The sequence below is a fragment of the Kitasatospora sp. NPDC058046 genome, from assembly GCF_042885595.1.
Lineage (GTDB): Bacteria > Actinomycetota > Actinomycetes > Streptomycetales > Streptomycetaceae > Kitasatospora.
The window spans coordinates 75,176-88,779 of record NZ_JBHVRS010000025.1 but is presented as its reverse complement, the minus strand read 5'-3'; the positions used below and the strand labels follow the sequence as shown (position 1 = coordinate 88,779).

Here is a 13,604-nt window from a genome sequence, read left to right as displayed (position 1 = left end):
AGACGGTGAAGCGGGCGGCCATCGCATCCGGGTAGGACTGCTGCAGAGTCCCCAACGACCTTCCCGTTCGGGCGGGTTGCAGGTTTTCCGCATTGCCCGCCGGCGCTGTGGCGTCGGTCAGCGGGTGCGGCGCCGTCGGCCGGTGGCCCCGGTGGTGCGGGCGATGAACGCCGCACGTCCTTCGCCCGCTTTGTCGACCAGCGGCGTCGTGGCCGGTCGGCGGTCGGCGCGGTTCAGCAGCCACGCGATGGCGGTGGCGCGGGCCAGGTAGAGGAGGCTGTCGGTGAAGTGGATGTCGGCGAACGAGGAGCCTTCCGGGTGGGCCCTTCGGGCCGTGGTCCATTCGGCGAGGGCGCAAGCGGAGCTTCTGGCCATCGACACGGTATCGAGGGCCAGGGCGCCTCGGCGTCCGCCGGTGGCGCGCCACCAGGTCTCCTGCATGGCAGCGACCACTTCGTCCCGCAGACGATGGAGTTCGTCCAGCGGGGTGTAGCAGAGCGTGTGGAGGCGCCTCTCTCCGTTCGTCTCCTCGAAGCGGCCCATCTGGCCCGCGTGGGTCGTGGCCGCGTACTGCCAGACGGCGAGGCGGGCGAGGCTGAACTCCTCGGAATCCAGGTCGATCGCGGCCTCCAGATCGCGCATGAGATCGAGGTCGTCTTCGGGCAGGCGGGCTGATTTGAGGTGGATCAGCACGCCGACCAGGCCGCCGTCGACCTCTTCCCGCGAGGCGCGGGCGAGGTCGGGCAGCCGGCGAAGGTTCGCGCGCATCTTCCGGATGGCCATCCCGCCCTCCTCGACGTCGAGGGCGGCTTCGGCCTCCGCCCAGTCGTAGAAGATGTCCCGCTCGGAGCCGGGGTCGCCAGGGACGGCGTCCGCGATCCTGGCCACCGCGTCACGGTGGCGCTCCCGCTGGGGGAAGTACGTCCTGACAAGTGCCGATTTCAGTGGGATCTCTGGGATTCGCGCGCTGTCGCAGAAGAAGGCGAGCAGGACTGTGTCGTCCAGCAGGCGGCCGGGCCGGTGCCGGCGCGCCATCACGCGGGCGAGGTCTTTCACTTCCTGCGGGTAGGAGGTGCGGGTGCCAGCCCGCCCCCCAAGGAACACCCTGTCGGGGGCGGGCAACAGGCCCAAGCGGCGCCAGCGTTCGAGCTGGGCAACACTGACGGGGTTCCCGTCAGCAGCCGTCAGGTCCATGAGTTCGCGATAGGCGCCCGTCGGCGCGGAGCGTGGCATGCGAAGACGCCACAAAACGGGTGGATCGATTCCTGGGCGCCAGACGCGGGGGTGCAGTTCGCCCGCCCGGCCACCGTCTCCGCGACGGCCTCCGGGAACGGGCGTTTCGCGCCTGGCTACCTCAACCGTGCGAAGCTCTCAGGGAAGCCCGCCCTGCACGTCGCGTACCTGCGGCAGGAGGGGTTGGCCGTGGTGGAGGTGCCGTCGGAGTCCGGGAAGCGGCAGGGCCTCCTGGCGGAGCACCTCGCCGCCGCTCAGGAGCGCCTCCGCTTTCGTGCGGAGTGACTCCGGCAGCCAGGTGATCGCGGCCTTGAGCCGTTGCGGACCGGTAGGTGCCAGGGTGCGAGGACGCATCTTGAGGAGCGCCTGGTAGAGCCCTCCTGCGGGTTCGACGGGCGGGAGCCCGGCTTCAACGGCTCTGGCGCTTGTCTGCTGGCCGCATTCGAGGCCGTCGATGTCGAGGTCCCCGTAGAGGAGGATGTCGGTCACGGGATGGGCGCGTTCTTCGAAGGCTTCGGCCGCGGTCGGGATGGATGCCACGAGCTGGTCGCCGGAGCCGTACGCCAGCCAGCCGGCCTGGGAGCGGTCCGGCCAGGCGCGGAGGGTCTTGCGCAGGCTGGTGAAGGCGGCGGAGTTCTCGACGATGAGCATCCACGGCGCCGGGCCGAGCTCGGCCATCGCGAGCGGCGGGGGTGTGGGGCGTGCACGCAGGTGCGCTGTGATGTCGAGCAGCCCGGCCCTGCCGAGGTGGTTCTTCTCGATTCCGTTCAGGCGCTTCTCGTCACCGTAGAGCTGGTAGGAACGTTCGGCGAGCGGGAGGATCTCCGTGTGGGGGTGTCGCGCAGCTGGGCGTTGATCGGGTCGAGGAGTTGCCGCTCGGCCGGGCTCAGGCGAAGCCGGCTGGCAAAGGAGAGTGCCGGAACCCAGGCCCTGGGGGCGGGAGGGGTCTGGCGGGGACGGGGGTCGGTGGTCCTGGCCACCCATCGGGGAAGGGGCGGGTCTGCGCCGGTGTCCCAGCCTTCTTTCCCTTTGGGCAGGGTCGCGAGGTTGCGCTCGGCGAGTTCACCGGCTGCCGCGGCGAGGATGCTCCGCCGGTGCGGGGAGGTCGAGAGGCTGCTGTCGCCCTCGTCGGCGGCGGCCGCCAGCAGGTCGAAGTCGACCCGCCGGCGGCCGTGCTGCGCGAGCCGCAGGGCCATGCGCTCGGCGGGTGTCACTCGTCCTCCGCCTCGTGGCTGCCGTGGCCGGCCGGTGCCGGCCGGGTGCGGCGCAGCAGTCGGGCGGTGGTCGTGGTGTCGGTGTCGGTGCGGGTGAGGGCGTCGGTGACGGCGCTTCCGTAGCGTTCTTCGATCTGGACGTAGCGCTGCTTAGTGCGGGCGGCGGCGCCGTTGCGCAGGCGCAGGATCAGGGGGAAGCGGCCGAGGGCGGGGAGGTCGTTGCTTCCGGTGGTGTAGACGAGCTGGATGCCGTGGGCTTCGGCGACTCGGCGTTGGAGGGCGACGAAGGGGAGGTAGTTGGCTTTGCCGAAGGGGTTGTCGAGGACGAGGGTACCGACGCCTCCGGGGATCTTCCGGTTGCGTTGGGCGGCCCGCATGCGGGCGAGGGTGCAGTAGAGGAGGACGGATGTGGTGAGGAGTTCGCCTCCGCTGAACTTCTTGATCGCGGTGACGGATTCGCGGTCGACGGTGTCTGTGCTCTGGGTGGGTTTGATGACCTTGGCGACGATGTTGCCGTTGCCGCCGATGCCGGCCAAGGCCAGGCGCTTGGCCAGTTCCATGGCTTCCGGCAAGGGGACGGGCTTGCCGGTTTTGGGGGTGAGGGCGGTGGTGAGCCGCTCGATCTCCGCTGCGATCCGGCGGGCGAGTTCTTCGTCGGTGGGCTCGTGGCGGATCTCGAAGTCGAGGAAGCGCTTGTCCGTCCACTGTCCGAGGCCGCGGGGCAGTCGGGAGTAGCGGGAGACTTCTTTGAGGTCGTCGAAGACGGACTTGACGAGGGTGAGGCAGGCTCGGACGACGAGGATCTGGTCTTCGTCGATCTCGGCGAGTTGCTTGGTGACGACGTGCTCGCGTTCGTGGATGTCGTCCAGGAGGGCTGCGAGGCGGGTGGGGGATTCCAGGTCGTCGGTCAGCTGGGCGAGGAGTCGTCCGTTGACGACCTGGTTGTACTCGGGCTGGTTGGCGAGGGACTCGACGGCGCGGGTGGCGCGGTCGAGCGCTTTTTGGAGCCTGTCGCGGGCGCTGGCCGCTTCGTCGAGTGCGGTGGTCAGTTTCGCTTGGAGGGTGCGGGCCTGCTCGGTGCTCAGGGTGCTGGCGGCCTGTGCGGTGAAGTCGTGGTACTCGGCCAGCAGGGCGTCCGTGGACAGGGGTGAGTCGTTGTCTTCTTGGCCGGGGGCGTCGCCGCGGTAGCGGGCGGCCGCCGCCGTGAGGCTCTGTTCGGCCTGCGCGAGCAGGTCTGCCCGGTTGGCCGTGGCGCCGGCCATACGGCGACGGCGTTCGGCGGCGAGTTCGCGTTCGTGGATGCCGTCCTTGGCCTTGTCCAGCTTCTGGCGCGCGGTGTCGAGGGCTGAGCGGGCCTCGACGGCGGTGGGGAAGGCGGGGAGGGCGGGCGGCTCTGCGAGCCGGGCCAGGGCGGCTTCGGCCTTCTCGAGTCGCGCCTCGGCTTGCCGATGGAGGATCTTGGCCTCGGTGCGTGCCTCTTTCGCCGCGTCCAGTTCCTGTTCCGCGTGTTCGCGGCGGTCGGTGCGGCGCTGGGGTTCCGCCGCGTCCGTGTCAGTGGCGATCTGTGCGGCGCGGGTGCGGGCGGGCTCGCTGAAGCGGTCGAGGGCGGCGCTGAGTTCGGTGATCGCCGTCTTGCAGGTGTCGAGGCGCTGTTGGAGGCTCTTGTCGGTGACTCCGGAGTTCCAGTCCTGGAGGGCCTGGCGCCAGCGGGTGCGCAGGTTGCCCAACGCGACCTTCGGCTCGGCACCGGCGGGTGCGGCGGTGGGGGCGTCCGCAGGAGTGGGGGTGTCCGCAAGCTCGGCCCGGATCTCGGCGAGGTCGTTCTGCCACCTCGTCCGCGTGTTGGTGCAGCACTGGACCTCGGCGGCGAACGTCGCGACCCTCGCGAGCGCCTGGTCACCGCGTCGCCGGTGCGCTTGGCCGGCGCGCCGGTGCTCTGCGGCGTCGTGTACCGCATCGGTGATCTCCGATTCGAGACCGGGCAGGGCAGCGGCGTCTGCCGCCAGCCGCAACGCGCGCTCGATCAGGGCGGCCAGGTCGACGAGGTCCTGGTGGAGGGCCCGGATGCGACTGTGGGCGTGCTGCTGGGCGGCTTCGGCGTCCTGGGCGTCCTGGGCGAGCTCGCGTTGCCGGTTCTGCAGGGCGGTCTTCTTGTCGTCGAGGCGGGCGAGTTCGGCTTCCAGGGCGGCATGCGGCCGGGGCCCCAAGTCGGTGAGGTGCTCGCTGAGGCGCTGGGAGAGCAGGCGGTCGTCCTCCCGGCATTTGACCAGGGCGTGTTGGCGTGCTGCGAGGCTGTCCAGGCGGCGGTTGACCTACAGCAGTTCTTCGTCCGCGGCATCGCTGTCGAGGGCTCCGGCGTGCAGGGGCATCACCACGTGCTGCCGGTCGGGCCCGCCGGCCAGCAGTTCTTCCGCGTCCGTGTGCGCCGCCACCGCGATCACCGAGGTCAGCGCGACGTTGGCACGACGCGCCAGGGCCGCCAGGTCGTCGCCCGGGACCCGGCCGCTGACCACGATCCCTCCGGCCAGCTGCGGGTGCGTGGCGATGACTTCGGTGTGCCGCTCGGCGGGGACGGCGTCGCGCAGGTACTGCAAGCCCGTCAGCGCGGGGGCGCCGAGGCTGCGCAGGCTCTGGACGGCCCTGTCCACTTCGGGGGCGGCCGGCAGGTAGCCGGTGTCCTGCACAGCCCTGCTCACTCGCCTGTCCTCTGCTGCCGCCGCGTGTTGCGAGGCGATGGCGTCGTCCGCGGCGCGGCACTGGTCTTCGAGGAGCCCCACCAAGTCGTCGCCGACGGCATCCAGGTCGAACGGTTCGTTGCTGTCGATCCCGGCCACTTCCTTGAGCCGGGGCTCGGCGGCCAGCGCGCGGCGTCTGGAACGAAAGTCGTCGATCCGGTCCCACACCTGGGTGTGCCGCTCGCAGACCTCGCCGAGTTCACTGCCCAGGTGCTGCCGCTCGATGGCGATCTCACCCTGTCGGAGGCGGGCTTGCTCCATCCGGTCCTCGAAGTCGGCGAGTTGCTTGCCGGTGCTGTCACGTGCGCCCCGCAGGCGTCGGAGGGCCTGGTCCGAGTTCTCGGCCTTCTGGAGGACTCCTTCGGCGCGTGCGGACGCGACGAGGGCGGTGATCTCGTCGCGGCGGCGGGTGGCGTCCTGAGCTCTGCCGTTCGCTGCCGCAGCCGCCTCGCAGGCCGCGGCGTGCTCGCTCCGGGACTCCTGGGCCTCGGACTCGGCGCCGGCCTTGCCGGCCTTCGCGGCTTCGAGGTCGGCCGTGATGCCTGCCAGCGACTGGGTGAGAGCGGTGTGCAGCAGCGCGCCGGCGCGTTCCAGGGCAAAGCGTTGCGGGGCTCGGCTCTCGTCTTGCCGGGCGAGGAGCTCGGCGGTCTCCTTCGCCTCGATGGTCCTGGCATTCAGCGCGAGAAGCGGCTCGACGGCCTCCCAGGCCTCGTGCTCCAGCTGCGCGGCTTCGACCGCCCTCGAACGGTCGGCCGCCGTGCGTTTGGCCTGGTCCGTCTCGAGTCGTTCGACGTGGGCGGTGAGGGCGGCCACGTACGTGCGCTGCCCGGAGATGCGGCCCTTGGCCTCTTCCGCTTCCCGTTCGGCGGCCTCGGCCTCGGCCCCGATCGTCTGGGCCTCCTGCCGCAGCCCGTGGACCTGCTGGGCGATGTGCTCGGCGGCCCGGTCGACGACGTGCACCTGCTGTTCCAGGTGTCGGCGCGCGGTGGTGAGCGCGGCCGTCCCCTTCTGGACCGGGCGCAGCCGCAGGACGGCTTCGGCGAGGAAGCGGCCTTCGGTTTCCCGGTCGGGGCGGGTGGCGAGCTTGTCGGCGTGCTCTTTCAGTGCCTCGCGTGCCGCGATGGGACCGTCGGTGTTGGCGACCATGCCGATCAGGAAGTTGACGAAGTCCTCGCAGGTGGCGAAGCGGAAGAGGCTGGTGATCCCGCCCTCCCCCTTGTTCATGTCCCGCTGGATCTTGAACAGCTGCGGGTCGAGTCCGTACTGCTCCAGCTGCTCGGCCCAGTTCCACTGTTCCTCCGCGCTGTAGCCGAGGGAGAACTGCTCGGCGGCTTCGTGGTCGTTGAGCAGCTCCCTCAGAACGAACCGAGCGACCGCCACATGCTCGGCACCGTCGCGATCGGGTGCCGCTCTTCGGGCCAGCTCCGCCAGGAAGACGACCACCTCTTCGGTCGTCGCCTCGCGTTCCATGCCCTGCTGGCTCACCACAGCCTCCAGCACCGCCAGGGCCATCGTGCGCGGGTCGTACAGACCGGTCGGGAACTGCTGCCACGCCTGCCGCTGATCGATGCGGTGCAACGGCGCCGAGTGTGCCAGCACCGTGCACTTGCGTACGAAGCCCGCGTCGCAGACCAGCCCGAGCCAGCCGTCGCCGGGCTCCGACTCGCAGGCTTCGGCCAGAAGCCGGTTCTCCTCGCGGTCCAGCAGGCGCCGAACGATCGCGTCCTGGTCCTCATCGTCCAGGGGACGCACTCCCCGGCGGATGGTGCGTGTACTTGTCATGCGCCGAGTGCAGCATTCAGATAAGACAAATCATCAGAAAGCAGGGCGAATATTTCATTCGAATGCAGGCGTATGAATGATTGAACTACTTAAGTCAACGTGGGTCTCGGCTGCGTTTCACACCACTCGCCACACACCCAACCAAGCACCTTTGGAGAAGAGTTGAGGCCGTGAACGTGCTACCGCAAGCGCGACTGTCCCGCTCTGCAGCCATTCAGCGCCGAAGCCGGCTACTCCTGGTGTTGCCCGCCCGGACGGGCGGGCGACCCGGTTGACGACGTGCCGCCGGGGCCGGTCAGAGGGACTGGTGAGCCGACGCGGCAGGGCTGCGGGATCGCGGAGTTGCGCTGGATGGCGGTCATCTCCAACGTTCAGCCGTGCGACCCTGGTCGAAGCGAGCGGTAAGCTCAGGGGCTATGCCGGACCAAACTCTGCTGCCCGACCCGTTGATCACGATCACGTGGGTCGTGCAGGCCGCGGCCGACGGCCGCTGGCGGACGGTCAGCGTCCCGACCGACGACCGCTCGGCCGCACGCGAGGATTTCAACTGGCGACGCCAGTTCGCCCCGGACTCGATCACCTACCGGCTGGTGCGTACCACCACGACCGTCACCACTGAGATCGAGCAGAACTGACCGCAGGAGCCGACTCGATGAGTGGGGGACTGCGCGCTCACTGCCTGAAGTCGCAGGCCCGGCCGGCGACACCTGGCCAGTTCGCTGCCGCCGGTCAACCGCATGATGCTGCGGCCGAGTTCGCCTGACGGTGGAAGAAATCCACCATGACAGTGTCGCGCGGTGGCCTCAGTCGCCGAGGACGAGCTGGCGCCACGGCGGCTCCAGGCGCTTAAACGCAACACGGCTGCCGGAGTAACGGGTGCTGCTGTGGAGACCGAGCGTGTCCGCAAGGAAACCACAGCGGCCCGGATCCGAAGTACCGTGCACGCGACGATGGACAGCCGCGTAATCGGCCTGAGAGGGCTAACCGGCTCCACGCCACCAGTGTGTTCAGCCGGCCGGGGTAGGACAGGTGAGCAGCGGTCGCCCCCGGTCCCCGGTGCCGTCACGGATCCTGCGGCTCAGACTTCGAGAACGGCCGCCAGCACCGCGTCAGCAATATCGACGGCCACGGAATCCGGGAGCTGGCCGCTGTGCCGACCTGCTCCAGGTTGAGTTCTCGAACCAGCACCGCGCCTCCGTTTTCGGGGTGCGCGAGGTCACCTCCTTGTTGGGGACGCCCGCGTCCCTGGCCACGGTCGGCGGCCGGGCTGCGCTGGCTGCCGCCGCCCGGCTCGCGCACGCCGTGCAGCGCGCGCTGTACGGCGCGGGGGCGGATGCCTTCCGTCAGCAGATCAAGGACATCGCGCCCCGTCAGAGCGCCTCCCTCGCCCGGCTGGAGACGAACGACCACGCCTGGGAAGACATCGCCCGCTCTCCCGAGACCGGCCTCGACCGCTGGGTCGCAGGTCTGCGGCGGGCCCTGGACGGCGTCGGCCAGGGCATGGCCACCAGCGACACCATGGCCACCGCCCGCTTCCAGGTTGAGGCCGAGAGCATCCTCTTCCGGTGTTCCCGGCGCGCGAAGAAGGCGGCCACGCAGGCCGCGGTGCCGCCACCCGCTCCGCCGCCTGAACGGCGCCGGTGGTGCAGTTCCTCGCGACGGCGCTACACCACCGGCACCATCGACCTCTCGTCGACGGGTGCCTGCTGTTCTCTACGGCGCCTTCGGGGCTGTGGCTTCGGCGGCTTGCGCCGCGCGGCGCGTCGCAATGATGGCGTAGTCCAGCGCCAAGCCCACCCCGGCCAGCACCGCGCTGGAGCACCGCGGATCCTGTACGTCAGCCGCCGCGACGACGTAGGCGGCGGGGAAGACCATCTCCGGGCGCGGATTGGTCATCTCCCACTCGACGTGGCCGCGCACGGAGGCAGTCATCGTGTCGGTGGCCAGAAGGACGGCATGAGCACGAACCGGGCGCTGCCCTTCGGCTCGACCCGGACGTCCGCCAGCGGGTGGCCCACGCTGAACGGATGTACCTGGCGCAGGCCGGGGTAGGCGGCCTTGACGGCGGCGGCGGTCTCTTCGGCAACGGCAAGTTGCTCGGTCCCGGCAGGAATTCCTCTCGGCAGGGGAGACACAGCTCTGCGCACCCCAGCTCGCCGGGGCGCCGTCCCCGCACCGCGCAGGGGGAGTTGCCGGCCACGGGAGCCGGTGTACCCCCCCACGCGGGGAGAGGTTGCCGGACACCACGTTAGCGTCCCGGCCACGGGAGGCGGGGCCCTTGCCGAAGCCCGGAACGAGGGGCTGAGGCCCGGGTTGATCCGGCGAGCCGCCGCCCAGCACACTGGCCTGGGGAGGATGCCGGACCTCCCCATGGTGGTCCTACCCGCTCTGCGGGTATCGCGGCCCGACCCGGCACGGTCCGCCTCCGCGCCGCACTCCCGCAGGCGTGCGTCCGACCACCCACGAGGTACCCATGCCCGAGCCCGCTCCGCACACCCCGGCCGTACACTCCAGAGCCGTCACCGTCGCCACCCGCTCGGGGCCGGCAGCCCGGTGGGTGGTGTGGACCGACCGCGAGGCCCTCTTCTGCTACGGGTGCCACGACCTGGTCGGCCTCGCCGTCGACGAGCCCCCGGTGCACCTGACGCCCCGAACCCTGTCCGCACCGCAGCCACGCCGGTCCCTCCAGCACTCCTGCGGCACCTGGAACGTCCCGCCCTGGCATGTGGTGACCACCGCGGAGGCCGTGCCGGCCGCCGCCGCCGAACTCGCGACGGTGCGTAGCCGCAACCTGGCCGCCCTACGCGCCGAGTTGCGCCGCCGTACTGCTGTCGTCCTGCGCCGCGTGGTGGAGAGCCAGCTGCCGCCGGTCCGGGCGGGGTACCCGCTCGACCTCTGCGGACTCCACGCCCACGTCGAGACGGACGACCGAGGCTGGCACGCTTCGTGCATCGACCCCGAGAGCCCGGGCCCCGACAGCATGATCGAGGTCCGGACCGTCGACCTGCCCTGCCTGCTCCCGGGCTACCTGCCGGCGTCGCCACCGAACGGACCGACCGTCACCAGGCTGCCGGGCAGCAGCGCCTGCCCGCAGCCGTACGAGGGGCCACGGTGGGCGATCAGCGACTTCGCGCCCAGCTACCAGGACTGCCTCCCCCCCGACCCCTGGCGGGTGGGGGACATCCTGCGGGTCGAGGTGCTGGACCGGATCCCGCGGACGGACGACCCGCAGGCCTGCGGTGGGCTCGGCAACAGCGACCTCGGCCTCGACCAGCCACTTGGCAGCTGCCTCCACCAACCGACTGAACCTCATGTCCCCGCAGACGCGCCGGGGTACGAGCGGCTCTCCCCCGGGCTGGTCACCATGACCGCCACCGTGGTCGAGATCGAGCCGCCGGAATGGTGCGACGTGGACGAAGAAGACGGCTACCCGGACGAGGAGATGAGCGGCTGGATGCGACGCGCCTGGGTACGCCCCTCTACCACGGAGGAAGCCGATGCCCTGCTCGCCTTGCATCGCGGCGACGCCGGCCTGGGGGCAGTACAGTGATGAGTTGCCGAGCCAGCCGGGCCCGCACCGCCTCGATTCCGTGCGCTGTTCTGCGAGATCCACGACGCCTTCCGCGAGAACCGCAGCAGCGAGAAGCTCGATGGCACACCGACCGAGGTGACATGGCGCTCCGGCTTCGCCCAGGAGTACGTTGCCTGCCCGCGCGACGACAAGATCAAGATGAACAACGAGGCCGATTCCGTGGAGGACTCTCCCGGGGCCTGAGCCGATCGGCGCTCCCCGGCTCTTGTTTCGGCGCGGCTTCGTCGCCGTCTTGGGGTGAAGGCCGGGCCTCGATGTCAACGGCCATCACGCTCGCCCCGCTGGCGTCCCGCGATCTGCCGACGTGGGGCCTGCCGGATACGGCCCCGGCCGTCAGCCTGGGACCGGCCTTGCTGCTGGCCTGACGCACCAGGACCAGGTCGGCGGGCAGGGTGGCGCACGTGGCAATGGGCAGCGCCCGGTGGAAGGCGTAGGGGGAGGTGGTGTGGCTCTGCGGCAGGGGTGAGCCTTCACGTGAGGCCGTCCTTCCTGCCGGACAGGCTCCGCACGGGCCGTCGTCCGGCCGTGATGCCTTCGTCGCCGACGTTCCTCAGGACCTGGGCGAGCGCGGGGTAGCCCGTTGCCGTCGAATCGTTGAGCGGGTGCACGCGGACCCGCCAGTCCTCGCCCATCACCGGCACGGTGCGCCGCCACAGGTCGGCCAGTCCCGCCTCGACCGGGTTCTCCGGTTTCGGCAGCTCGGCGGCCGGGTCGGCCGGCATGAACAGCGGCAGCCGGTCGAGGTGGGCCTTGCCCGCCCTGCGGTCGTTGGTGCGCTTGTACATGTACGCGACCTATTCGCCGGGCAGAGTGGCGATTCACCTGTCAGCGATTGCCGAACTGATCGCAGCCCATGGGCTGGGCGGTAGCGGCAGGTGCGCCGGGGTGGCACTCAGGTCGAACTGTCGGAGTGCGCTGTCGCACCGCTGGAATAGCACCTACCGCCCCGCCGGCCACATCGGAGTGGCCCGCATCACGCGCGCCATGGCGGCGGAAAGGTGACCTCGGCCGTCGCGGTGGCCAGGCCGAGACGGATGCCACTCGGCCGGGATGGGCAGGGCCGGCAGGATCGAGGCACGAGGTAGCTGACCCGCCACAGGTGCCCCTCGCCTCCTTCGGCGACGACGAATCCGGATCGTCGGCGCACCACGCCGTTCGCGGCGTCCCGACCGGCCTCCCGGCGAGCGGTCAGCCCTGCGCCCGTGAGCAGCTGCGCCACCGTCTGCCGGTCAGGGCGGAAGCGGACGACCGCGGGAGCATCAACGGACACGGGTGCCATCCCCGACTCGGCGGCAGCGTATGCCGCGTGCTGGCCTGTGGCCGGCGCCTGAACGCCGGTTCGACCCCCACCGTACGGTGAACCGGTTGTGCAGGCTGGCCGCTTCGCCGCAGAACCACCAGAAGGGGTGACACTGAGCCCTGTGAACAGCAGCGAAAGTCAGGCAAGTTGACAGGCTGGGCCTCTCAGGGCTATAGGGGTCACGGTGTGTCTTGGTGGTGGATGTCGACTCAGCTCGACGGCTCACCACGGACTCTCCGCCGGGCATCATCTGAACCACTTCGCCGGCCCATGCGGCCTCCGCGTTCCCTGGTCCAGCACCGGGCCGAGGGACGTAGAGCCAGCGACGAAGCGGGCCGCTTGGTCGCATGGGTGCGCGCTGGCCAACTGCGGGACCACGAACCCCGGCTGACCGCCCGGACGTCCGCCGGCACCGGCATCCCGAGCCGGGGCCTGTCGTCGCTCTCGTCCTGGCCGAAGCCGGGAGTCCGGGCACACTGCCTCGACAGGGTGCGGCACACTGGAGCGTCCGCTGAACTGCCGGTCATACGAGCGTGGTCGGCAGCAGCTCACCGAAGTCAGCCTGATGCTCCGATGCCCCTTGCCCTTGAGGCGGTGGGCACCGCAGGAGGGAGAGACCCGCACCATGCCAATCGTGAACGTCGAGGCGGTCGAGCACGCCTTCACCGACGCGCTGCTGGCGGATGCCGCCACCTGGGACCGGCCCAACCTCATGGGGCTGGTCGAGCAGCGCGACGACGGTCGGATCGAGTTGCTCACGTTCGACATCCCCGGGCCCACCTGGACCTACGACGGTGGGAAACCGCATCAGGTTCTGCTCGCCCTCGCCCAGATGCTGGCCTCCAGTCCCGCCGAGCTGAACCAGGACCAACGAGAGACTCTGCACCGCGACACCGAGAACACCGTCGGCGTGTGGTTCTACAACGATGCGTGGGAGACCCCTGCCGGCGGGAGCCCGGATGCCGTCCGCCGGGTGAAGACCGCAGGAGCGGACCCGCCGATCGGCGAGGACCTCGACCACATCGAGTCGAAGGCCATCAACGCGGTCCTGTTCGGCCACATCCATCGTGCCGTACGGCTGCGACGAGGGAACACCAACACGGACGTCTTCCCCCACGTCGATGGGCCTGTCGCCTACCCCCTGGCCATGGCGTGCCTGGCCATCGAACAGCGACGGACCCGGGCATGACCACGGCCGTCCCTGGCTCCCTTTTCACGCCGGGGGCAAGCCGGGGCCTCCACGGCGGTTGATCCTCCACCGCCGCCACAAGGCCAGTCGAGCCCAGCGTTCACGGGCCACACGCAGACCCTCCTCGGTCAGGGCCATGGTCACGGTCCCGTTCGGCCTGAGGTCCAGGACACCCTCGACCATCGCGGTGGCCCACTCGTCCAGGAGCCGGAACCCGGGCGCCGGCTGCTCCAAAGGCTCTCGACTCCAACCCGGAGGCGTGGTCCACCCCGCGAGGCCGAGATCGAAGAGCACGGGGTCGCCGATCGTGAGGTCCAGCTCGAGCCCGAGCAGCGCGCAGGTGTCCGGGGTCTCGGTCTCGGAGATGGTCATGGGGAGCCATGGATGGTCCTGCTCGAAGAAGCCCCGGTAGCCCCCTCCTGGACCCGCCGCCACTGGGCCTCTCCCAGAGACGACTTCATGCCCTCCTACCCCACAGCGCCTCCGCTTCCCGAGTCCGTTCCGACGATGCTCCCACAGCCCGCGCGCGCACCCGCAGTACGGCATGCGAGAGCGGAAC

At 70.5% G+C, this 13,604-nt stretch carries 10 protein-coding genes and 1 pseudogene; 4 read left to right on the top strand and 7 right to left on the bottom strand.

The window, feature by feature from the left end; translation table 11 throughout:
* Window positions 1–117 precede the first annotated feature (117 nt).
* The 5 genes from ACFVU7_RS36830 to ACFVU7_RS36810 form a co-directional block, all read right to left on the bottom strand.
* Entirely contained in the window at window positions 118–1,194 is a 1,077-nt protein-coding gene (locus ACFVU7_RS36830) for a hypothetical protein (RefSeq protein WP_388049957.1), read from the bottom strand.
* 177 nt (window positions 1,195–1,371) lie between these two features.
* Entirely contained in the window at window positions 1,372–1,911 is a 540-nt protein-coding gene (locus tag ACFVU7_RS36825) for a hypothetical protein (RefSeq protein ID WP_388049955.1), read from the bottom strand.
* A gap of 89 nt (window positions 1,912–2,000) precedes the next feature.
* The gene (locus tag ACFVU7_RS36820) at window positions 2,001–2,447 is read right to left on the bottom strand and encodes a hypothetical protein (RefSeq protein WP_388049952.1); all 447 of its coding nucleotides are present in this window, start codon (window positions 2,445–2,447) and stop codon (window positions 2,001–2,003) included.
* Complete coding sequence (locus ACFVU7_RS36815; protein ID WP_388049950.1) at window positions 2,444–4,654, bottom strand: hypothetical protein; 2,211 nt, start codon at window positions 4,652–4,654, stop codon at window positions 2,444–2,446. The genes ACFVU7_RS36820 and ACFVU7_RS36815 overlap by 4 nt, the downstream gene beginning before the upstream one ends.
* Before the next feature lie 105 nt (window positions 4,655–4,759).
* Window positions 4,760–6,964 carry a hypothetical protein gene (locus ACFVU7_RS36810; protein WP_388049947.1) on the bottom strand — a complete coding sequence of 735 codons (2,205 nt, stop codon included), beginning with the start codon at window positions 6,962–6,964 and terminating at the stop codon, window positions 4,760–4,762.
* A gap of 416 nt (window positions 6,965–7,380) precedes the next feature.
* On the opposite strand from ACFVU7_RS36810, the gene ACFVU7_RS36805 reads away from it, so the two are divergent.
* From ACFVU7_RS36805 to ACFVU7_RS36795, 3 genes are all read left to right on the top strand, one after another.
* Window positions 7,381–7,599 (top strand): hypothetical protein, encoded by a 219-nt coding sequence (locus ACFVU7_RS36805; RefSeq protein ID WP_388049944.1) that lies wholly within the window; start codon window positions 7,381–7,383, stop codon window positions 7,597–7,599.
* A gap of 571 nt (window positions 7,600–8,170) precedes the next feature.
* A complete protein-coding gene (locus ACFVU7_RS36800; RefSeq protein WP_388049941.1) occupies window positions 8,171–9,016 on the top strand; it encodes a hypothetical protein in 846 nt (281 codons plus the stop codon).
* A gap of 421 nt (window positions 9,017–9,437) precedes the next feature.
* Window positions 9,438–10,514 carry a hypothetical protein gene (locus tag ACFVU7_RS36795; protein WP_388049938.1) on the top strand — a complete coding sequence of 359 codons (1,077 nt, stop codon included), beginning with the start codon at window positions 9,438–9,440 and terminating at the stop codon, window positions 10,512–10,514.
* A gap of 629 nt (window positions 10,515–11,143) precedes the next feature.
* Here ACFVU7_RS36795 and ACFVU7_RS36790 read toward each other — a convergent pair.
* Window positions 11,144–11,341 (bottom strand): annotated as a pseudogene (locus ACFVU7_RS36790) (hypothetical protein); the annotation flags it as partial.
* Window positions 11,342–12,481: 1,140 nt separating this feature from the next.
* Here ACFVU7_RS36790 and ACFVU7_RS36785 point away from each other — a divergent pair.
* Window positions 12,482–13,045 (top strand): hypothetical protein, encoded by a 564-nt coding sequence (locus ACFVU7_RS36785; RefSeq protein ID WP_388049936.1) that lies wholly within the window; start codon window positions 12,482–12,484, stop codon window positions 13,043–13,045.
* 24 nt (window positions 13,046–13,069) lie between these two features.
* Here ACFVU7_RS36785 and ACFVU7_RS36780 read toward each other — a convergent pair whose 3' ends face one another.
* Entirely contained in the window at window positions 13,070–13,417 is a 348-nt protein-coding gene (locus tag ACFVU7_RS36780) for a hypothetical protein (RefSeq protein ID WP_388049933.1), read from the bottom strand.
* Window positions 13,418–13,604: the final 187 nt, after the last annotated feature.

Excerpts from the sequence above, each read along its gene's own strand:
- ACFVU7_RS36830 (WP_388049957.1), bottom strand. The coding sequence starts at position 1,194 with ATGGACCTGACGGCTGCTGACGGGAACCCCGTCAGTGTTGCCCAGCTC.
- ACFVU7_RS36825 (WP_388049955.1), bottom strand. The coding sequence starts at position 1,911 with ATGGCCGAGCTCGGCCCGGCGCCGTGGATGCTCATCGTCGAGAACTCC.
- ACFVU7_RS36810 (WP_388049947.1), bottom strand. The coding sequence starts at position 6,964 with ATGACAAGTACACGCACCATCCGCCGGGGAGTGCGTCCCCTGGACGAT.
- ACFVU7_RS36805 (WP_388049944.1), top strand. The coding sequence starts at position 7,381 with ATGCCGGACCAAACTCTGCTGCCCGACCCGTTGATCACGATCACGTGG.
- ACFVU7_RS36795 (WP_388049938.1), top strand. The coding sequence starts at position 9,438 with ATGCCCGAGCCCGCTCCGCACACCCCGGCCGTACACTCCAGAGCCGTC.
- ACFVU7_RS36785 (WP_388049936.1), top strand. The coding sequence starts at position 12,482 with ATGCCAATCGTGAACGTCGAGGCGGTCGAGCACGCCTTCACCGACGCG.
- ACFVU7_RS36780 (WP_388049933.1), bottom strand. The coding sequence starts at position 13,417 with ATGACCATCTCCGAGACCGAGACCCCGGACACCTGCGCGCTGCTCGGG.